Origin of the sequence: Romboutsia sp. 1001216sp1 (assembly GCF_039841805.1) — a bacterium.
Lineage (GTDB): Bacteria > Bacillota > Clostridia > Peptostreptococcales > Peptostreptococcaceae > Romboutsia_C > Romboutsia_C hominis.
On record NZ_JBDPHA010000002.1, the window covers coordinates 181,088 to 202,429 of the forward strand.

Annotated in this window: 20 protein-coding genes; 16 read left to right on the forward strand and 4 right to left on the reverse strand. The window is 25.5% G+C overall.

What is annotated here, in order from left to right; genetic code table 11:
- Position 1 precedes the first annotated feature (1 nt).
- From ABHC41_RS04035 to ABHC41_RS04085, 11 genes are all read left to right on the forward strand, one after another.
- A complete protein-coding gene (locus ABHC41_RS04035) occupies positions 2 to 892 on the forward strand; it encodes a homoserine O-succinyltransferase (RefSeq protein WP_195238154.1) in 891 nt (296 codons plus the stop codon).
- Between the two features lie 135 nt (positions 893 to 1,027).
- Complete coding sequence (locus ABHC41_RS04040) at positions 1,028 to 1,819, forward strand: EcsC family protein (protein WP_166505548.1); 792 nt, start codon at positions 1,028 to 1,030, stop codon at positions 1,817 to 1,819.
- A 132-nt stretch (positions 1,820 to 1,951) separates the two neighbouring features.
- On the forward strand, positions 1,952 to 3,076 hold the full coding sequence (locus tag ABHC41_RS04045; RefSeq protein ID WP_271893505.1) for a hypothetical protein: 1,125 nt from the start codon (positions 1,952 to 1,954) through the stop codon (positions 3,074 to 3,076).
- A gap of 84 nt (positions 3,077 to 3,160) precedes the next feature.
- Entirely contained in the window at positions 3,161 to 4,033 is an 873-nt protein-coding gene (locus ABHC41_RS04050; protein ID WP_330383730.1) for a DMT family transporter, read from the forward strand.
- Between the two features lie 180 nt (positions 4,034 to 4,213).
- Positions 4,214 to 5,419, forward strand: a complete 1,206-nt coding sequence (locus ABHC41_RS04055; protein ID WP_092925475.1) for a zinc dependent phospholipase C family protein — start codon at positions 4,214 to 4,216, stop codon at positions 5,417 to 5,419.
- A gap of 230 nt (positions 5,420 to 5,649) precedes the next feature.
- The gene (locus ABHC41_RS04060; RefSeq protein ID WP_195238152.1) at positions 5,650 to 7,038 is read left to right on the forward strand and encodes an MATE family efflux transporter; all 1,389 of its coding nucleotides are present in this window, start codon (positions 5,650 to 5,652) and stop codon (positions 7,036 to 7,038) included.
- A gap of 249 nt (positions 7,039 to 7,287) precedes the next feature.
- Positions 7,288 to 9,177, forward strand: a complete 1,890-nt coding sequence (locus ABHC41_RS04065; protein WP_207733572.1) for an FUSC family protein — start codon at positions 7,288 to 7,290, stop codon at positions 9,175 to 9,177.
- A 271-nt stretch (positions 9,178 to 9,448) separates the two neighbouring features.
- Entirely contained in the window at positions 9,449 to 10,477 is a 1,029-nt protein-coding gene (locus tag ABHC41_RS04070; RefSeq protein WP_195238148.1) for a low specificity L-threonine aldolase, read from the forward strand.
- Between the two features lie 206 nt (positions 10,478 to 10,683).
- On the forward strand, positions 10,684 to 11,247 hold the full coding sequence (locus ABHC41_RS04075; protein WP_092925483.1) for a PepSY domain-containing protein: 564 nt from the start codon (positions 10,684 to 10,686) through the stop codon (positions 11,245 to 11,247).
- A 191-nt stretch (positions 11,248 to 11,438) separates the two neighbouring features.
- Positions 11,439 to 12,860, forward strand: coding sequence for an NAD(P)/FAD-dependent oxidoreductase (locus ABHC41_RS04080; protein WP_195238146.1), 1,422 nt, complete (start codon positions 11,439 to 11,441; stop codon positions 12,858 to 12,860).
- Between the two features lie 4 nt (positions 12,861 to 12,864).
- Positions 12,865 to 13,755 carry an FAD-dependent oxidoreductase gene (locus ABHC41_RS04085; RefSeq protein WP_195238143.1) on the forward strand — a complete coding sequence of 297 codons (891 nt, stop codon included), beginning with the start codon at positions 12,865 to 12,867 and terminating at the stop codon, positions 13,753 to 13,755.
- 146 nt (positions 13,756 to 13,901) lie between these two features.
- Here ABHC41_RS04085 and ABHC41_RS04090 read toward each other — a convergent pair whose 3' ends face one another.
- Positions 13,902 to 14,252 carry a hypothetical protein gene (locus ABHC41_RS04090; protein WP_243240030.1) on the reverse strand — a complete coding sequence of 117 codons (351 nt, stop codon included), beginning with the start codon at positions 14,250 to 14,252 and terminating at the stop codon, positions 13,902 to 13,904.
- Positions 14,239 to 15,156 (reverse strand): MATE family efflux transporter, encoded by a 918-nt coding sequence (locus ABHC41_RS04095; protein ID WP_243240029.1) that lies wholly within the window; start codon positions 15,154 to 15,156, stop codon positions 14,239 to 14,241. The genes ABHC41_RS04090 and ABHC41_RS04095 overlap by 14 nt, the downstream gene beginning before the upstream one ends.
- 211 nt (positions 15,157 to 15,367) lie before the next feature.
- On the opposite strand from ABHC41_RS04095, the gene ABHC41_RS04100 reads away from it, so the two are divergent.
- Both ABHC41_RS04100 and ABHC41_RS04105 read left to right on the forward strand, forming a co-directional pair.
- On the forward strand, positions 15,368 to 16,180 hold the full coding sequence (locus tag ABHC41_RS04100; protein WP_271893512.1) for a MerR family transcriptional regulator: 813 nt from the start codon (positions 15,368 to 15,370) through the stop codon (positions 16,178 to 16,180).
- Between the two features lie 254 nt (positions 16,181 to 16,434).
- Positions 16,435 to 16,695 carry a hypothetical protein gene (locus tag ABHC41_RS04105; protein WP_271893515.1) on the forward strand — a complete coding sequence of 87 codons (261 nt, stop codon included), beginning with the start codon at positions 16,435 to 16,437 and terminating at the stop codon, positions 16,693 to 16,695.
- A gap of 236 nt (positions 16,696 to 16,931) precedes the next feature.
- Here ABHC41_RS04105 and ABHC41_RS04110 read toward each other — a convergent pair whose 3' ends face one another.
- A complete protein-coding gene (locus ABHC41_RS04110; RefSeq protein WP_271893516.1) occupies positions 16,932 to 18,671 on the reverse strand; it encodes an ABC-F family ATP-binding cassette domain-containing protein in 1,740 nt (579 codons plus the stop codon).
- A gap of 236 nt (positions 18,672 to 18,907) precedes the next feature.
- Here ABHC41_RS04110 and ABHC41_RS04115 point away from each other — a divergent pair, with 236 nt between their 5' ends.
- Positions 18,908 to 19,039, forward strand: a complete 132-nt coding sequence (locus ABHC41_RS04115) for a hypothetical protein (protein WP_271893517.1) — start codon at positions 18,908 to 18,910, stop codon at positions 19,037 to 19,039.
- A gap of 65 nt (positions 19,040 to 19,104) precedes the next feature.
- Here ABHC41_RS04115 and ABHC41_RS04120 read toward each other — a convergent pair whose 3' ends face one another.
- Complete coding sequence (locus tag ABHC41_RS04120; RefSeq protein WP_271893564.1) at positions 19,105 to 19,272, reverse strand: DUF2922 domain-containing protein; 168 nt, start codon at positions 19,270 to 19,272, stop codon at positions 19,105 to 19,107.
- Between the two features lie 354 nt (positions 19,273 to 19,626).
- Between ABHC41_RS04120 and ABHC41_RS04125 the strand changes: the two genes are divergently transcribed.
- Entirely contained in the window at positions 19,627 to 20,640 is a 1,014-nt protein-coding gene (locus ABHC41_RS04125; protein ID WP_271893519.1) for a TDT family transporter, read from the forward strand.
- Between the two features lie 77 nt (positions 20,641 to 20,717).
- Positions 20,718 to 21,284, forward strand: coding sequence for a TetR/AcrR family transcriptional regulator (locus tag ABHC41_RS04130; protein ID WP_271893522.1), 567 nt, complete (start codon positions 20,718 to 20,720; stop codon positions 21,282 to 21,284).
- Positions 21,285 to 21,342 lie beyond the last annotated feature (58 nt).

Below are 21,342 nucleotides of genomic sequence, written 5' to 3' on the forward strand. Positions count from 1 at the left end.
TATGACTGTATATCTTTGTAAAAAAATAAATGGAGCCAAATTTGTAGATAATTGTATAATAGAAAGCAAAATTTATAATAAAAAGCTATATAGAAAATCTAGTTTAGGTAAGATCAGTCCTCATTATAAAACTATAGGTATATTAAATCTTATGCCTAATAAAGTAGAGACAGAAGCTCATTTATTAGAGTTATTTTCAAAAATGAATGAGGATATAAATATAAAGTTTATAAGGCTTAAAACGCATGTATACAAAAATTGTAATAGACTATATTTGATGAAAAATTATTATACCTTTGATGAAGTAAAAGATGATTTAGATGGACTTATAGTTACAGGAGCTCCTATTGAAAAAATAGATTTCAAACAGGTTAAATATATAGATGAATTAAATTATATATTTGATTATTCTATTAAAAATTTAAAAAGTATGTTAAGTATATGCTGGGGAGCGCAGGCTTGTTTAAATCATATATATGGAATAAACAAAGAGATACTCGATAAGAAGATATTTGGAGTATATAAACATAATATACTTTGTGATGATGAAATACTCAAAAATATAAATAATGGTTTTATATGTGCTCATTCTAGGCACACTATATTAAATAGGAAGGATTTAAAAAATTGTAAATCTATAAAAATACTATCGACAACAGATGAAGGTATAGAGCATATTATAAAAGGGAAGTACAATGACTATTATATATTTGGACATCATGAGTATGATAAAGAATGCTTGAAAAGAGAATATTTAAGGGATAGAAATAAAAAAATATATATAGATATACCTAAAAATTATTTTATTGAAGATGATATGAACAAAGGAATAAGTGTAGATTGGATGGAACACAGCATTAAGATATACAACAATTGGATTAATATAATTTAATAAGAAATTAAGCAAGCTAGTTAGATAACTAGCTTGTTTAGTTTGGAAAAATAAGTACATAGTAATATTAAAAATCTATATGTATAATAAATATATTATGTAAATAATTAATATAAATTTTAAATAGGTGAAAAAATGCAAAATTATAATGAGATTAAACTAAAAGAATTAAAAAAATGGAAAAAGAAAATACGAAAAAAACCATCTATAATAGATAAAGCATCAAAAGAAACTCAAAATAAAATAAATTCCGTTTTACCTCAAAAGTACCACGAAATATTAACTGTAGCTATAAAAAATATGACTAAAATGGTTTTATTTGGGTCTAAGTATACTACTAAAAAACCTATACTAGATATATCTTTAGAAGAAAGAGATAATCTAGCTCTTGAAAAGATAAAAATTTATAAGAGAACTGCTATGATAGAAGGTGCTGGAACAGGGGCAGGAGGCATATTTATAGGGCTTTGTGACTTTCCATTACTTCTTAGTATAAAAATAAAGCTTATTTATGAAATTGCTAGCATATATGGATTTGATACAAATGATTATAAAGAAAGATTATATATATTAAACATATTTCAGCTTGCTTTTTCAAGTAAAGAGCATGTAAACTATGTATTTGAAAATATGGAATGCTTTGATGATTTTAAACATAAGTTATCTGATGATATTAATGCATTTGATTGGAGAAGCTTTCAACAAGAGTATAGAGATTACATTGATTTAGCAAAGTTATTTCAGTTAGTGCCAGGAATAGGAGCTTTTGTTGGGGCATATGTAAACAATAAATTAGTAGATAAACTAGGTGAATATGCAATATATGCTTATCATATGAGAATATTAGATGATAAAGACCACGAGGCTAAGAAGGAAAACTTTATATATACAAAATATAAAAATTTTATTAATAAAATAACTTTATAATATATGCCAAGTAATTTGACTAGTATATTAATTTGTGTAAGTTTATAATGTGTATTTTAAATATAACATTAATATATAAAGTCTCATAAGATATTATAACTAGAGTAAAATAGTTTAGGGGGGGGAGTAGCCATGGAAAGCCCTACAAAGAAAGTTTTAATAGATAGTAGTTATGGGAATATAAGTAAAGTAAACTCAAAAGATGAAGTAATATTAGTAGGAGTATATCCTTTTGAAGGAATCTCCTATGTCGATAATATAGAACTTATTTTAAAACCAGAAAATAGTGAGCATATTACTGTTAATATCAAATATTCTGGTTATAATATGCAACTATTTTTAGGAGATTTTACAGGAGACAATAAATCAGAAATAATGGTTAGAGGCGGATTCGGGGGGTCTGGAGGATTTGAAATTGGAGTTATATATATATATGAAGATGGTAAATTAATAGAGATATTTAACCAAGATATATTTTATAAAAATAATAATTGTAGCGCAACTTTTAAAGATGATTATAAGGTAAGCGTAAATTGTGGAAAGAAAAAATATACAATAGACATTTCATCAAAAGAAAAAGAATATCTGGAGTATTTATATTTACCTAATAGTAAGCTTAAAAATGCAGTTGACGCATATGTAGATGCACCAAATGGAATTTTTCCCACAAAGCAAATTTACAATAATTATTATGAACTCTTAATACAACAAAGAGTAGTCGGAATATCTAATGCAGATACATTAGGTATTATACAGACGTATAGTAACTTAATAGATTCAAATATAAAAAACATATATAAAGGATTATTACTTACCGATTATAATTATAGGAAAAGACAAAGATATAATAAATTTATTACTGAAAAAGATGTAAATAATTATGACTTTAAAAATTTAAAAGGTAATTATTTAAATAGAAATAGTATTTATTCTGCAAGAGATTTTAAGGTAAATAAAGATAGTATGAATTTAATAGTAAATAATATATTTGAAGAAAAAAATACTTTATACCTTAATGGATATTTACTAAACTTAACAGAAAATACTATTAATGATATTAATAACTTTAAGATTGAGTTAAAAGATGCTACTGGCAGAGTATTTGCTAAAAAGATTTTTAAGAGAATAGACATAAATGGAGGTTTAGAGGCATTTGAAGGTAAAAAGATACTGCTGACTTTTTTTGGAGAAGAGTATAATTTATATAATATAAATACAGGCAATTTAACGTGGGATTATAATTGCGAGATTATATAAAAAACTAGCTAGATAGTTTTTTTTAATATATAATAAATAATTGCATACAAAAGATAAATAAAAAAATTACATAGGAGGTATATCGTGCAGGCAGAGTTAAGTAACAGAAGTAAAGGTATAATATGTATAATAGTTTCGGCATTTGGATTTGCTATGATGTCGGCTTTTATAAAATTAGCAGGAGACTTACCAACTTTTCAAAAGACATTTTTTAGAAATTTAGTTTCTTGTGTAGTAGCATTTATAATGGTTACAAAAGCAAAACAAAGTTATTTTGGAAGTAGGGAAAATAGAAGATTATTAAACTTAAGATCAGCATTTGGCACACTTGGTATAATATTTAATTATTATGCAATAGATAGAATGGTGTTATCAGATGCCAATATGTTAAATAAGTTAAGTCCATTCTTTGTTATAATATTTTCTGCGTTATTTTTAAAAGAAAAGATAAAAACTAATCAAATAGCTGCTGTATTAGTGGCATTTGTAGGAGCTTTATTTATAATAAAACCAACATTTGATTTAGAAATGTTACCATCAATTGTGGGTGTAGCAGGTGCTTTATGTGCGGCATCAGCATACACTTGTCTTAGGGTATTAGGTAAAAAAGAAAATGGAGCGACTGTAGTATTTTATTTTTCTTTATTCTCATTAGTTGTAATATTTCCGATAATGATTATGACTTATGAGCCAATGAGTATGATACAACTTATGTATTTACTTCTTGCAGGGGTATTTGCGACTGTAGGCCAATTTGGTGTAACTTGGGCTTATAAATATGCGCCAGCTAAAGAGATATCTATATTTGATTATTCTAATATAATATTCTCTGCAATAATAAGTGTAGTATTATTTAGTGTATTTCCCGATAAGTTTAGCGTATTTGGATATTTTGTAATATTTAGCGCATCGTTTTATATGTTTATGTACAATAAAAAAAGTGAAGAATGTAATTAAAGTGAGGTTATTATACCTCACTTTAATTATTATTTAAAATAATGATTTTACCTTAAAGAAATACAAAAAATTATAAAAAATTACAAAAAGTTACAAAATATGCAAAAATATTGAAAGAGAAAGCGTTTTTATATATTTTTAATTATAAAGTATTTTGATATTTGGAGGTAAAACAAGGCTATGATAAGAAATATAAAGAAAAATAGCGCAAAAGCATTTGTAATTTCAATGTTATTTGTAGCTATGGGTTCAACATCTTATGCTTGGGATGGTAAAAAAGATGGGACAGGAACGCACGCTTTAATTGCAACTCAAGCAGTTAAAATGATTGAAAAAGATTTAAGCAAATCAGAACCTCAATTATTAAAGTCAAATCTTGATATTCTAAAATCTAACTTAAGAGACTTACAACTTGGATCGACATATCCAGATTATGATCCAAATGCTTATGATTTATATCAAGATCATTTTTGGGATCCAGATACTAAAAATAATTTTACACTTGATAATAAGTGGTATGTGGCATCACCTATATATGATAATGCAGAATCACAAGTTAGAAAATTTACAACTGATGCAAAAAATGAGTGGGAAAAAGGTAATTATAAAGAAGCTACTTTTTTATTAGGACAAGGATTACATTATCTTGGAGATCTGAATACTCCTTATCATGCAGCCAATATTACAGCTGTTGATAGTATAGGACATGTAAAGTTTGAAAGTTATGTTGAAGAACGAAAAGAAAATTATGCAATAGATTCAATGAATTATAATACAGAAAATGGTGCTTATAAATATGCATTAGAAAATAAAGATTTTGATGCTTGGATGAGTGAAAATTCTTATGAATATGCAAAAAAAGCTAAGAATTTATATTATGGTTATTCAACAATGAAAAATTCAACAAAAGATTGGGAATATTCGGCAGTAGAATCTATGAAAAACTCTCAGATCAGTTCAGCTAAGCTTATATATAGATTTTTAAATGAAGTATCTAATACTATAATAGATTCTTCAGATACTAAGAACTTAAACGAATTTAATGTTATTTTAAAAACTTCAAATGAAAAATATGCAGGAACTGATGATTTCGTATATTTTGGATTTGAAACTTCTGATAATAAAAAATATGAATGGAAGTTAGATAATGCAGGAAATGATTTTGAAAAAGGTCAAATAGATAATTATATAATAAAGCTTAAAGATGGAAAAAATATTGATTTAAGTAAGATAAATAACTTCTGGATAAGAAAAAATAATTTTGTTACTAATGGTGATGATTGGAGTGTTGATAATATTAAAATCTTATCAAGAGGAAAGGTCATATTAGAAAAAAATATACATAAAACATTACGAGGAAATGAAACATATAGTATAAATAAGTAAATAGCAAAAAGCCTTAAAGTTGGATTTAATAATATTTAACCACTTTAAGGCTTTATTTACTATAATAGAAAATATATTAAAAATATGTATAAATAATTTAATTATATTGAAAATAAAAAAATTTCTGATATACTTTTATAAATATGCTTTTTATTTAAGTTATATTTAAAAATACATACTATTAAGTGATATTAATCTAGTTTATTTTGTTTACAAAAGAGGTGAAATATTTGGAAAAGAGAATAGATTTAACTAATGGTAAGATATTAGATAAATTAATAAAGTTAGCACTTCCTATAATGGGGACGTCATTTATACAAATGGCTTATAACATGATAGATATGATCTGGGTCGGCAAGGCTGGTAGTAGTGCAGTTGCAGCAGTTGGAACAGCAGGATTTTTTCCTTGGTTAGCTATGGCATTTGTAATGATATCCAAAATTGGTGGGGAAGTTAAAGTTGCACAAAGTATTGGTGAAGGAAATCTTGATAAAACGAGATCTTATATAAAATCAGCTATAGAAATAAATATTATACTATCAACATTATATACATTATTTTTAATAGTGTTTAATAAAGGATTAATAGGATTTTTTAGATTAGGCGATATAAAAGTTATAGATATGTCTAGAACATACTTATATATAGTATCTTTAGGAATGATATTTTATTTTATAAATCCAGTATTTACAGCTATATTTAATGGAATGGGTAATAGTAAAACTCCATTTAAAATAAATGCGGTAGGTCTTATAACTAATATTATACTAGACCCAATACTTATACTTGGTTTGTTTGGTTTTCCTAAACTTGGAGTAGCAGGAGCTGCTATTGCAACAGTCGTAGCACAAATAGTAGTTACATCTTTATTTATATATAGAATAAAAAAGGATGATTATGGATATTTTAAAATAAAACTATTTAGAAATATAGAAATAACATATTATAAAATACTATACAAAGTAGGGCTTCCAGTAGCTCTACAAAGTGGATTGTTTACAGGATTTTCTATGTTACTAGGAGTGGTTGTGGCGTCATTTGGACCAGTAGCAGTAGCTGTTCAAAAAGTAGGATCTCAAATAGAGTCTATATCATGGATGACAGCAGAAGGTTTATCTTCATCTTTATCTAGCTTTATTGGGCAAAATTATGGGGCTAAAAAGTTTGACAGAGTTAATAAAGGATTTAAGTTAACTTTAATATTAGCTATAATACTTGGATTTATAAATACTTTAATATTAGTCTTTTTAGGAAAGCAGGTATTTACTATATTTATACAAGAAGAAATGGCTATTAAAGAAGGAACTATTTATCTTAAAATACTTGGATATTCTCAATTGTTTATGTGTATAGAAATAATAACATCAGGAGCTTTTAAAGGGCTTGGTAAAACTTCAATACCATCTATAATAAGTATTATATTTACAGGACTTAGAGTACCAACAGCTTACTTAATATCAAATCCAAGATTACTTGGACTTACTGGAGTTTGGTGGAGTATAACTATAAGTAGTATAATTAAGGGAATATTGATGCTTGGTGTGTTTTTAGTTATGAAAAGAAAAAAGAAATTATATGATGATTATAATACTAAAGGAGAGTTAAGTCATCAGTATTAAAGAAGAGAGTACTTTCTATAAAATTTATAGTAAGTACTTTTTTTATATACAAATGATTTATATTAATTATAAAGTTGCTTAGATTTTTTTGCATAAAATAGAGTTGGAATTTAATTAATAATCTAAAAATTAGAAAAAAAACTAAAAATATATTATAAATAAAATTTTTGATTTATACTTAAAGAAGTACGTAAATTCTATAAGAAGGTGATGAAAGTGAAAATTGACATTAAAAAACAAATAAAAAATATGAAAATATTTCTTATATCTGCGATAGCTATATTTTCATTTATGATATTTGGAAAAGAAAATGTTTTAATAGGAATTGCGACAGTTTCTATAGCAGCTAGCATGTTTGGTGAGAATCACACAATAAATGTTCCAAGAAGAATAATCATATTATCTTTGATACAAATAGTTATAGGAGTTGCAGCTTATATTGCAAGTTTAGATATTTTTTTAGCATATATAGTTAGCTTGATTTTAAGCTTTTGGATATATTATAGATTTAGCTATGAACTTAAAACGCCAAAAACTGCTGGATTTATGATGTTATATATACTTTTACTTTATTATCCAGTAACATTTTCACAGATGCCTAAAAGAATATTAGCTCTTATATTTTCATCATTTGTGATAATGGCTTTATATTATATAATAACTAAATATAATTTTTATAAAGTTACTGATAAGCAAATTACAGGTGCTATAGACTTAATAAAAAAAGAGATAGATTTATTATTAGATAATAAAAATATAAAAGATGAAAACAAAAAAGTAAGTATCTTACTTAAAACTATACAAATCAATATATATGAGGTTATAGAAAAATCTAGTAAAGAATTAGATGATATATATATATTAGAAGTAATAGTAATACTATTAAAAAAAATAAATACTACCATAAGTTATATAAAGGAAAATGAAATATATGAAGATAGATTACTAAAATTAAAATGTATTCTTGAAGACGTAAATTTATATATCTTAGGTAAAAAAGATATAAAAGATATAAAAATTACATTTAGAAAATACTATAATGAATTAGAATTAGAAAATATAGAAGGTGATTTAGCTAGATATAATTACTATAACTTAAGGTTAGCTATAGATGAAACTTGTAGATATATAGAAGATAAATCTAGAGGTGAGAAGATAAGAAAGAGATTAAATTTACAAAAAAAGTTAAAATCAAATATAGATATATCTAAAAACAATTTTAACATGTCATCTCTAAGATTTAATATAGCCTTAAAGGCATCTTTAGTAATTTCTACATTTGTGTTTATAGTAGGTTATTTTAATATATACGAAGGTAAGTGGATAGTACTTTCATTAGCTTTAATATTGCTTCCATATGCAGAACAAGGAAGTAAAAAGGCTATTGATAGAGTTGTAGGAACAGTTGTAGGCGCTATAATATTTGAATTAATATATAGAATGATAGACAAAAATATAATACTAATCGGAGCCGTGTTTTTAATAGCATTATATTTTGCCTTATCTATAAAAAAATATAATATAAGATGTATATTTACAACTATGACTGCTATATTAGCTGTAAAAATGCTTCAACCAAGTGCTGTTATATTTAAATTATTAGAGGATAGAGTTATATTTGTTTTAATTGCAGCTATAGTTGCTTGGTTAGCTATGAATATGGTGTTTCCATATAGAATTAAAAATGATATGAAAAATATTATGAAAAAATATGTAGATTTTGATAATGAGACACTAGATTCAATAGTTCAAGGAACTATAAGTAAGAAGGATATAGAAACAATAACAATAAAAAATAATTATTTTTGGATGAGAATTAATTATATAAATAAACAGATGAATTTAAGTTGTATTGAAGAATTTTTAAGTAAGCAAAATGATATTTTTACAAATATAAACTTTACTATATTAATAAGTGGAAGTTCTAAAGATAAGTCTATTTTAATAAAAAAATTGTTAGAAAAGTTAAATCCAAATTTAAATGAAGAAGACTTATTTAAGGTTTATAAAAATATTTTTGAAACTTCTAAAAATGACTTAGAAAAATCATTAATAATAAGTTTATATAGAATTTACTTAGATAAAAAAGATATAGATATGCTTGAAAGTGAAATTATTGAAAAATTAAATATAGCTTAAATAATAAAAAGTGCTTTCTATAATTTTTAATAGATATAGAGAGTATTTTTTTATGTACAAGGATTTAATACTAAGAATAAAACTGTTGATAACTCATACATATAAGATATGTAAATATATCATAAAATGTAAAAAAGTATTTTGAGATGATTTGCTGACACATATTTTAAGAGAAACAAATTTTTATTAAATATATTTACTGTATATAAAAAATATTTAATAAATGGTAGAATTAAGTAAAGTATAATTATCTACACAAATAGGGGGAAATATGTATAGTTTAAAAAATGATTATAGTGAAGGGGCACATCCTAAAATACTTGAGGCAATAGTAAAAACTAACCTAGAACAAAGTGAAGGTTATGGAAAAGACACTTACTGTGAAAAAGCGAGTGAATTAATTAAAGAAAAGTTAAAAAATGATAATGTAGATATACATTTTCTATGTGGAGGAACTCAAACTAATTTAACAGCTATCTCTGCATTTTTAAGACCTTATGAGGCAGTAATATCGGCTAATACTGGTCATATATTAGTACATGAAACAGGAGCAATAGAATCAACAGGACACAAGGTTATTTCTGTTGATTCTACAGATGGCAAATTAAAAAAAGAAGATATATTATCAGTACTTAAAGAACATACTGATGAGCATATGGTAAAGCCTAAACTTGTATATATATCTAATTCAACAGAAATAGGAACAATATATACTAAAAGCGAGCTAGAAGAATTAAGTTATGTTTGTAGAAAAAATAATTTATTATTATATATGGATGGTGCAAGACTAGGTTCTGCATTATGTGTTAAAGAAAATGATTTAACTTTAAGTGAGATTTCATATTTAACTGATGCATTTTACATAGGTGGAACTAAAAATGGAGCATTATTTGGAGAGGCTTTAGTTATATGTAAGGATTCATTAAAAGAAGAATTTAGATTTAATATAAAGCAAAAAGGTGCAATGATGGCTAAGAGTAGATTACTTGGGATACAGTTTTTAGAGTTATTTAAAGATGATTTATTCTTTGAAATAGGTAAGCATGAAAATGACATGGCAGATATATTAAAAAAAGAAATTAGTGAATTAGGATATAAATTTTTAGTAGATTCACCATCTAATCAATTATTCCCAATATTTAAAAATGAAATTATAGAAAAGCTAGAAGAAGATTATTCATTTAGTCTATGGAGTGGAATAGATGAAAATAGTTCATGTATAAGGCTCGTTACATCTTGGGCAACACAAAAAGAAAATGTTATAAAATTTATTGAAGATTTGAAAAAATATTCTATCTAATAAATACTTTAGTGCTATATCTAAAATTATATAAAGAGGATATAGCACTATTTGTATATTGAAAAGCTATAAAATCAAGATTATAGTCTATAGAAATAAAAATATGTTTGAATATGTAAAAAATGGTTATATAACTAATAATAAGGAATTATATTGATAAGACATAGAGGAGGTGAAGCTGTTATAATTTTTATAACAGTAATATCATGAAATTTAATAAATCAGTAGCCATAGGGCTAGGGGTAATTGTAATATGTGGAGCTGGATTAAGTTATTGGCTAATGAGAAATAGTGATGCCGTTTTATCACAAGAACAAGCGCAAGAAATAATACTACAAAAAGTACCAAATGGAAATATAGTAGAGATAGCCTATGAAAATGATGATACACCAAAATATAATTCAAAAGTATCTAAAGATAATGTAGTCTATGAAGTAGATGTAGATGCAAAAACTGGTGATATAGTTGAATATGAGCAAGAAATTATTCAAAATAATAATACAAACAATAAAACAAATAACAGTAGCGAAAAACTAATAAGTGAAAAAGAAGCTAAGGATATAATGTTAAAAAAAGTTCCTGATGCTACTATAAAAAGTATTCATTTAGATAAAGATCATGATGGTGATGAATATAAAGGAGTACTTGTAAAAGGTAATGAAAAATATGAAATAACTGTGAATGCTAAAACTAAAGAAGTAAAAGAATTTAGTCATGAGATGATAAGTAAAAGCGATAAAGAGTATGGACAATTAGAGATAAATGACTAAAATGAAAAGTGTAATTATTTAATAAGAAATTATTATATGATTACACTTTTCATTTTACTTTTATACATATAAAATATTGATGGTTATCATTATTATTATCAATTTTACTTATGAAAATAGTAATAATATAATATAGTTATAAATTAAACAATTGAAAAAATTAAAATGCTCTTTACAAAGGAGGAACTAATATGAAAGACATTGCTGTAATAGGGGCAGGAGTAGTAGGTTGTGCTATAGCTAGGGAATTATCAAAATACGACTTAGATGTAGCTATAATAGATAGGAATAAAGATGTAGCTGAAGGAATATCAAAAGCTAATAGTGGTATTATACATGGTGGATACAATGAGAAAAAAGGTACTTTAAAAGCTAAGTTAAATCTAAGAGGAAATGAAATGATGGATGATTTAGCTAATAAATTACAATTTCCTTTTAAAAGAAATGGAGCTTTAGTATTGGCTTTTAATGAAGAAGAATTAGAAAGTATAAAAAAATTAAAGTCTAATGGAGAAGAAATAGGAGTTAAGGGATTAGAAATTTTAGACAAAGAAAAAGTTTTAAGTATAGAAAAAAATATAAATAAAGATGTATTAGGGGCTTTACATGTAAAGACATCAGGTATAGTAAGCCCATATGAAATGGCTTTAGCTTTTGCTGAAAATGCAGTAGAAAATGGAGTTGATTTTATACTAGGAAAAGCTGTTGTAGATATAAAATTAGAAAATAATATATATAAAATACATTTAGAAGATGAAGAAGTAATAGAAAGTAAAATAGTTGTAAATGCATCAGGATTATGTGGTGCACATTTAAACAATCTAGTTAGTGAGATTAAATATGAAATAGAACCTGTAAAAGGAGAATACTGTTTATTTGATAAAGTTTCAGGTAACTTATGTGAAAAGACTCTATTTCAAGTTCCAAGTAAATTAAGTAAAGGTGTATTAGTAACTCCTACAGTAGATGGAAATCTATTAGTAGGTCCAAATGCTAAATATAATGATAATTTAGAAACTTCAAGAGAAGGTATAGATGAAATATTATATAAAAGCAAAAAAACTATAAAGGATATACCGGTAGATAGAATATTAAATACTTTTAGTGGATTAAGACCTAAAATAAATGGTGGAGATTTTATAATTGAAGAAGTTAAAGATTGTAAAAATTTTATAAATGTAATAGGTATAGATTCACCAGGATTAACAGCGGCACCAGCTATTGGTGAGTACGTAGTTGACATTATATCAGATATTATTAATTTAAAGGAAAAAGAAAACTTTAAAGAAATTAGAAAAAAAATGATTAGAATGTCAGAGTTAGGTATAGAAGAGAAAAATAAATTAATAGCTATAAATCCATCATATGGAAAGATGATATGTAAATGTGAGTTTGTTACAGAAGGGGAAATAATAGATGCTATAAAAAGACCATTAGGTGCAACAACTCTTGATGGAATAAAAAGAAGAACTCGTGCCATGATGGGTGGGTGCCAAGGAACAGGATGCATGATACCTATAAGTATGATATTAAGCAAAGAATTAGGAATAGATATAAGCGAAGTAAATAAAAATTCTAAATCTTCAATAGCTGTTGGATTTAAGGAGGATTAAGACTATGAGAGAATATGACTTAATTATAATTGGAGGAGGAGCTAGTGGTATAATATGCGCCATAGAAGCTTATAAAAAGGGAATAAAAAATATATTATTAATAGAAAAAGATAATGTATTGGGAGGAAGTTTAAATTTAAGTTATTATAATATAAGTAAACAAAGATATATAACAGGAAAAACTTACGAAAAGTTTTTACTAAAAGAACTTGAGAAATGTGAAATAGATATAAAACTAGATACAATGGTAATAAAGATAGAAGATGAAAATAAAGTACTTTGCACAAATCCAGCAAATGGTATAGAAAAGATAAAGGGAAAAAATATAATACTTGCAAATGGTGCTAAAGAAGGTTCAAGAAAAGCATTAGATATGGTAGGAGATAGATGTTCAGGAATACTTACTGTAGGTATGGCAAATAAAATACTTAATATGGGAAATATTGTACCAGGAAAAAATATACTTATATATGATAATAAAACACTATATATGATAAAAGATGAGTTAAAAAATAGAAATATAAATGTAGTTGGTATAATATCTAACGATAGTGATGTAGATACTTATGGTTTAACTGATAAAGTATATAATAACTATGAAATAGATTCAATTTATGGAGAAGGAAGAATAGAGAGTGTTAAATTAGTAAAAGACGACAAAGAAGAAATAGTAAAATGTGATACATTAATATTTGCAAGACCTATGTTATCTGATGGTCTAGTTGCCATGAGAAGTAATATAAAATTAAATCCATCAACAACAGGACCAGAGGTTAATGATAAATTTATGACTTCTATGGATAATGTATATGCTTGTGGAAATGGTATATATATACATGAGTATATAGAAGATATAGAAGATGAATGTAAAAAACTTGTTGACAATCTTTTATAAAGTAAACTAATTAAAAAAACTATGAAATACATAATTTATAGTAATATATGTATTTCATAGTTTTTTGTTTAAGGATATTGTATTTAAAAAATTGAAGCTAAGAATATTTAAGTAATACTTATAAGTGAAATATAAAGATTATAGTATTATACAGTTTTTATCTCGTGAGCTGTAGAGTTATAAGTAAGTTGGTCTAAATTTTTATTAAATCTCTTTAAAAGCATAATTGATAATAATAAAACTAATCCTTCAGAAGCTATTGTTGAAATCCATATTCCATTACCACCGAATATTAAAATCATAATTATTAAAGATAAAGACACAGCAAAAAGACCTCTATTTAATGATATTATACAAGCATCAGCAGTTCTTTCTAATGATGCTAAAAATCCTGATATAACCACATTGAAGCCTAGTAATAAGAAAGATACTGAAAAAATCTTAAAAGTGTTTTTTGTAAAATTAAATAAATTCATATCAGATTTATCTATAAACATAAGGACTATAAAATGGCTGAATCCCTTGGGATATACCAAGCATAGTAGATAACACTAAAGTGTTTATATAAGAAATAACACTATAACTTACTAAAGCATCTTCTCCTAAGAATTTAAGTATACACTGATTAAATAAAAGTATAACAATACCTATACTCAACTCTGTAGTACAATCTGAAAAACCTATTGTCATTATTCTTTTAAAGTAACTAAACTCAAATTTAAATTTACAAATTTTTAACTTAGAATTTTTACTAAAAAAATGTAACATGAAAAATACAAAAGAGAAAGCACGTGCAAGGCCAGTAGCAAGTGCAGCACCCTCAACACCCCAGTTAAATTTAAAAACAAAAACATAGTCAAGAACTATATTTGTTATAGCAGATATTATAACTCCTGTAGTAGATAAATGGGGATAACCATCTGTTTTGATTAATACTTCTAGTGCATAACTTACTATGTAAAACACGATAAATAAAATTATAATACTTAAATAATTTTTAACCATAGGTAAAATCCCAGGTGTAGCACCTAAAAATAAGGCTATTTCATCTAAAAATAATAAACTAATTATAGTTATAATAAAAGATATTATAACTAGCCCTACTATTGTAATAGAAAAATAATTACTAGCATTTTTAATATCCTTGTTGCCAAGTTCCATAGATATAACGGCTGATGAGCCTATTGAAAATAAAACTGATAGAGCAAATATAAAGTTTGTATAAGGCATAGCTATATTAACAGCTGCAAGTGCATCTGGTCCAACTCCTTTACTAACAAACATAGCATCCACCATTACGTATAAAGCGGAAACCCACATGGAAGCAACAGAAGGAATTACATATTTAACAAATTTTTTATTTAAGCCTTTGTTATTGCTTTTTAATGCTATTGTAGACATAATATCAACTCCCTTCAAGAATAACTATAAACTATGGTATAATACACAGGTCAAATACTTTTTAATATAAATACATACATATAAGTATATTCATTATTTGTATTTTAGTGATACAAATAAATATTTTAAGTAACTTATATTACAAAAGTGAGAGTAAGTGTCACATCGTTGGCGAGATGAGAGAAGTGAATTTTTTTTTAGGAGGATAGTCATGAAGCGCTATTATAAAATTGGAGAATTAGTAAAAACTTACAATATAGGAAGAGATGCTATCAAATATTATGAAGAACTTGAAATATTAAAGCCAACTAGAGATAAAAATGGATATAGATTATATAGTATAGATGATGTATGTAAACTAAATTTAATAAGAGAACTTAGAAATTTAAATATACCTATGAAAGAAATAAAAAAATATCTTGAAAAGAGAGATGTAGAGTCTACTAAAAAAATGCTAAAAGAAGAAATGAACATAATCGAAAATAAAATAGAAATATTACTAAATCAAAAAAGAAATATTCAAAGTAGGCTAAATGTAATAGAACAAAGTATCAACAAAAAGGATTTTGGAACATTAAAGGTGAAATATTATGATGAGCGAAAAGTATTAGTAGTTGGAGGAAATGTAGATTGTAATGAAAGTGTAGATTATCTTATTCAAAAACTGAGAAAAGAGCTTGAGGATAATTTTTATATAATAGGAAACAACAATATAGGTTCTATATTTGATAGTCAAAGTATAGCAAAAGGAAGAATAGACAAGTATAAGTATGTAATTGCTTTTTTAGAAGATGATAGTGAAATATTTAATTTTAGCCTGGAAAAAGGTGATTACATAAGTTGTACCTATAAAGGAAAATACGAAAATAATAGAAAATATTTAAAAGCTATGTATAACTATGCAAAAGAAAATGGATATAAGATAGTAGGCGATCCTATAGAAATATATGATGTTGATATATATGAGACTAGTAATGAAGATGAGTTTATAACTAGTTTAGAAGTGAGAGTAGAAAGAATATGATATAACTATAAAATTAAATTACACCATTTACAATATATAACTTATATTACAATGAAGAATTTATAAATCATGAGGTCTTAAATGAAAAGTAATTTGGAAAATATCTAGCTAGGTGAAATGCAATTTTATGTGAACAAAGGTTATTTTCGATATTTCACAAAGTTTTATTTTAAATATTTAGGGTATATTTAAAATAAAGATGTAAAATAAAACTTTACAATATTTCAAATCACATAAAATGAAGGAGAGTAAACATGAGACAAGAGATAATAGACGTAGACGCTAGAAAGTACAAGACAGTAAGTTGCCCATGTTGTGGGAAAAATGATAGGATAGAATTAGAAAAGGTTTATAAAGATGACAACAACGATGATATATATAAGTATATATGTGAGCATTGTAGTATTACTTTTGATTTAAAAAAAGAAGACAGAGATTATAAAAAAGACTCTAATAAGAATGAGTGGAAAGATGTAACAGAAGAAATGAAATACATAATGGGAATAAAAATGTAAATAACATAAATATTAGATAAAATTTGTATAACTCAAAAGATGGTTTGTGTTGTACAAATTTTATTTAATAACTAGGCATATATTAGTACCTAGTTATTTAGAATAAATAGTAGTAAACTGTATCATAAATAACGGAGTTATGACTTGTATAATTTAGTGAACTATAGATTTTGATTTATGAGATAAAAATAACCCCTTAAAATTGACAAATTTGTCAATTATAAAGGGATTATTATTTAAAATGATTTAATTAAATCTTCTAACTTTTTAGATAAAGTTTTTGCACGTTCAAAATCAGTATCCTTTAAAGCAGAAGCTATTTCCATTTCAACTGATTTTTTCTTTTCTTCAATTTGCAGATAGTCTTTGTCAAAATGATTAGCATAAATCATCTTTCTAAATTTACGCATGCTCATTTTTCTAATTGTCTTATCTTCAATAAGTAAAACATAATCCGCACAGTTAACTATAAAATGATAATCATGAGAAACCATTAAAATAGCACCTTTATAATTTGCTATGGCTTTTTCTAGAGCCATTTGAGAATAAATATCTAAGTGGCTTGTAGGTTCATCCATTAGTAACATATTTGCTTTACTAGCAGAAACCTTCGCTAATTGAAGTATATTTTTTTCTCCACCAGATAAAGATTCAATCTTTTGTGTAAGTATATCTGAATCAAAACCATATCTTGAAACATATCTTCTAATTTCACCATAAGTCTCAAATCCAACATCATAGAACTCTTGAAGTATTGTATTAGACTCATTTACTACTTCACTTTGCATTTGAGATAAATAAGCTAGCTTAATGTTTTCATTTATTTTAATAGATTTATTATTATTTTTAAATATTTCTTTTAATAAAGTAGTTTTTCCTACACCGTTTGTACCAACAATAGCTACTTTATCAGTAGATTTTATCTCAAAGTTAACATTTTCTAAAAGAACTTCATCAAATGATATAGAAAAATCACTAGCCTTTAAAGCAATAGTTTCTTCAATTTCATTATTTGTATCTAAATTGATATACGGTTGTTTAATATCTACAAATGGTGCTTTAATTTTTTTGGCTTCTAATCTTTCTTGGATTTTAACTCTAGCTTTTAGAGCTCTACCTCTAGAAGCTTCAGTATTATAGGTTGCTTTTTCTCTTAATATTTCGATTAAAGCTTCATTTCTCGCAATTTCTTCTTCATCAGCAATAGCCATTTCTTGTAACTCGATTTTAGTTTGAAGAAGAGATAAGTTGTAATCAACATATCTACCATCAAATTCTTGTAGTTCTGTATTCTCAAGATGGATAATTTTATTAAAACAATGATTTAATAAATATCTGTTGTGTGTAATAACTAAAATTGTTTTCTTATGAGAATTAATTAAATTTTTAAGAGCGTTAAGATTCTCAAAATCTAAGAACACATCTGGCTCATCTATAATCATTAAATCTGGGTTATTAAGCATTTCCTTAATAACTTGAATAAGTTTAAATTCTCCACCACTAAGTTCAGATATCATTTTATCTTTATGCTTAGTTAAATTTGCAAGATTTAGTTTCTTATTAATATTACTTTCATAATCGTCACCATCAATTGCATCAAATGCATCTAAAGCTTCTTGGTATTTTTCTAGTAAAGCATCAATATCAGAAGATGTTTCCATTTCACTGCAAATAGATGATATTTCATCTTGTAGCTTGATAAACTCTTGTGCTATATATTCGAAAACTGTAGTTTCTTTTATTTTGTCTAGTTGTGAGAACTGACTTACATACCCAATTCTTAAATTTGGATTCATTTCTAACTTACCATCAAATATATATTTTTCTGGATCCATTATTATATCTATAAGTGTACTTTTTCCGCTACCACTTGCTCCTATAAAAGCACAATGTTGACCATCTTCTAATGTAAATGAAACATTATTATATAGATCTTTTTGCGGAAGTGAGTAGGACAAGTTGTCAATTTTTATCATATAATTACCTCTCTTTATCATTAAAAAAATTCGCTTTGATTAAGCGATATGTCGCTAATGACCTAAAGGTCTGCTTTTTAATAAGATATAAAAAGAGCCTATAAAAATAAGCTCTTTAATATATAATCAATTATATATAGTAACGACATTTTTTGATTTCTTTTGATAGCATAACACTTTTTAAGGATAATTTCAATTATTTAAAATTGGATTTTTTCAAAGTAAATCCAAGGTGAATGTTACATAGTATAGATTTAAATTATAACAATATATTTGTTTTTAGCAAGTGTATTGTATTACTTTTTGCAATTCATGATTGGATGAGTAATAAAAAAAGCGAAGATTCTAGAAGAGAAAGATTTGTTTAAGAAACACTTAAAGGCCGCTCTTTGACCTTTGTCTAAATTCTATACAGAAGCCAATTCTTAAACTACTACACAACTAAATAAAACTCAGTAGTATCTATTACAATTATCTTAGCTTCAACATTTTCCACTATATCATTCACATTAGAAGCAAATATATTTTTCTCAACTATCATGTCCATAACTTTTTTTATTTCAGCTTCATCTACACCTTCTCTAGGATAATCAACTGATATAAAAAGAACTCTTCAAAAAGTATTCTTAAAAGACATTACTAATCTCTTTGTAGTTTACATTAACATACCTCCTTGTACATAAATTTATTAGATAACTAATTTAAGATAGTATTATCTTGCTTATTTATCTTAAGTTCATCGTGAACTTACAAAGATAAGATAGCTCTTGTAATATCGAAAATATTTAAGCCTTCAAAGAAAGTATTTGAAATATGAACTGTTTTAAAGTGATTTATAGAGGGAATTAATTAAATTAAGGAGTATGGAAGAATTTTACTTTATACTTTGAGAAATTATAAAGAATATTTAAATAAATATTAAAATACATCAATAACAAATTAGAGGGTGGTTAGTATGAACAGATATTTAGATAAGCTTGAAAATTTACACATAGGAATAAGTGGCACATGTTTGGCATTTATAACACTTAGTAATTGTTGGTTAATTAAAGATATCGGTTATTTAAAACCAATTGCAATAACTATAGCAATAATAATGCTTTCATTAATGCTAATGAGAGTTATAAGATTTCCAAAAGTAATGTTAAAAGAATTAAGAGATCCGGTTATAGGAACATTTTATCCAACTATGGGTATGGTAGCTTGGTTAGTTTCTGGATTTTTCTATCCACAATTTCCAACTGTATGCAGTGCTTTATGGTTAGGCGCAGTAGTATATCATTATGCTATTGTAGTATATTACACAATAATAAGAATTAAAGAAAAGAACTTTAATAATATAATGCCAACTTGTTTTATCATATATACAGGTATGATAACAGGAAGTGTGGCAAGTAAAGGAATGGGAGGAATAATTCCACCAATAGCAAACTTTATGCTTATGTTTGGATTTATATTTTACACATTACTATTACCATTGGTTCTTTATATAGTATTTAAAAGTGAGATACTAGATGATAAAAAATTACCTACTGTTGGTATAATTTGCTCACCAGCTCCACTTGGAGTAGTTGGGATATTAACTATAGATCCAAATCCAAATATATATATGCTAACTTGGTTAATAATAACAGGATTAATACTTTTAGTAGTTGTTTACGGATATATACTAAAACTTTTCAAAGAAGGATTTAAACCAACATATGCAGCATTTACATTCCCATTAGCAATTGCAACATTAGCAGCTTTTAAATTATCAACATATTTTGGAGCAATAGGTTATAAAATAATAGGAAATGTATTTGAATTATTAGGAAATATAGAAATATTTATAGCAACATATGTAGTATTCTTTGTATTATTAAATTTTATAAATCTATTTTTCAAAGCAATAAATCCAAAATTTGGAGATTATTTAGAAAAAGAAGAAGAATTAATTGGTGGAACTATATATTCTAATGAAAAATAATAAAAGTTTAAGAAATATTTGATAAAAAGGATATATAAATAGGAATTTTACAAGTTTAAAATAATGGAGGGATATATATGTCTCAAATGACTAAAAAATCATTTGCTGCATCTTTGAAAAAAATGTTAGCCCAAAAACCCTTGGAAAAAATAAAAGTAATAGATATAACAGAAGATTGTGGAGTAAATAGGCAGACATTTTATTATCATTTCAAGGACATTTACGATTTACTAGATTGGGTTTACACATATGAAGCAACAAGAGCTTTAGATGGGAAAAAGACATACGATACTTGGCAACAGGGATTTGAATATATATTTAACTACATACTAGATAATAAATCTTTTGTATTAAATACATTCAACTCTGTAAGTAGAGAACATCTAGAACGTTACTTATATAATGAAGTACAATTACTTCTTATGGGAGTAGTAGAAGAAAAGGCAAAAGATATGGCAGTTAGAGAAAAAGATAAAGAATTTATTGCAGATTTTTATAAGTATGCATTTGTAGGCCTTGTGCTTGAATGGATTAAAAAAGGAATGAAAGAAAACCCTAAAGATATTATTAAGAGATTAAATACATTGATTTGTGGAAATATAGAAGAGGCTTTAGAGAGATATAGAACAGACAAATGGGATTAGTATAAAAATAAATAGAAAATATAAACTAGACAAATATTATTATTTGTCTAGTTTTTTT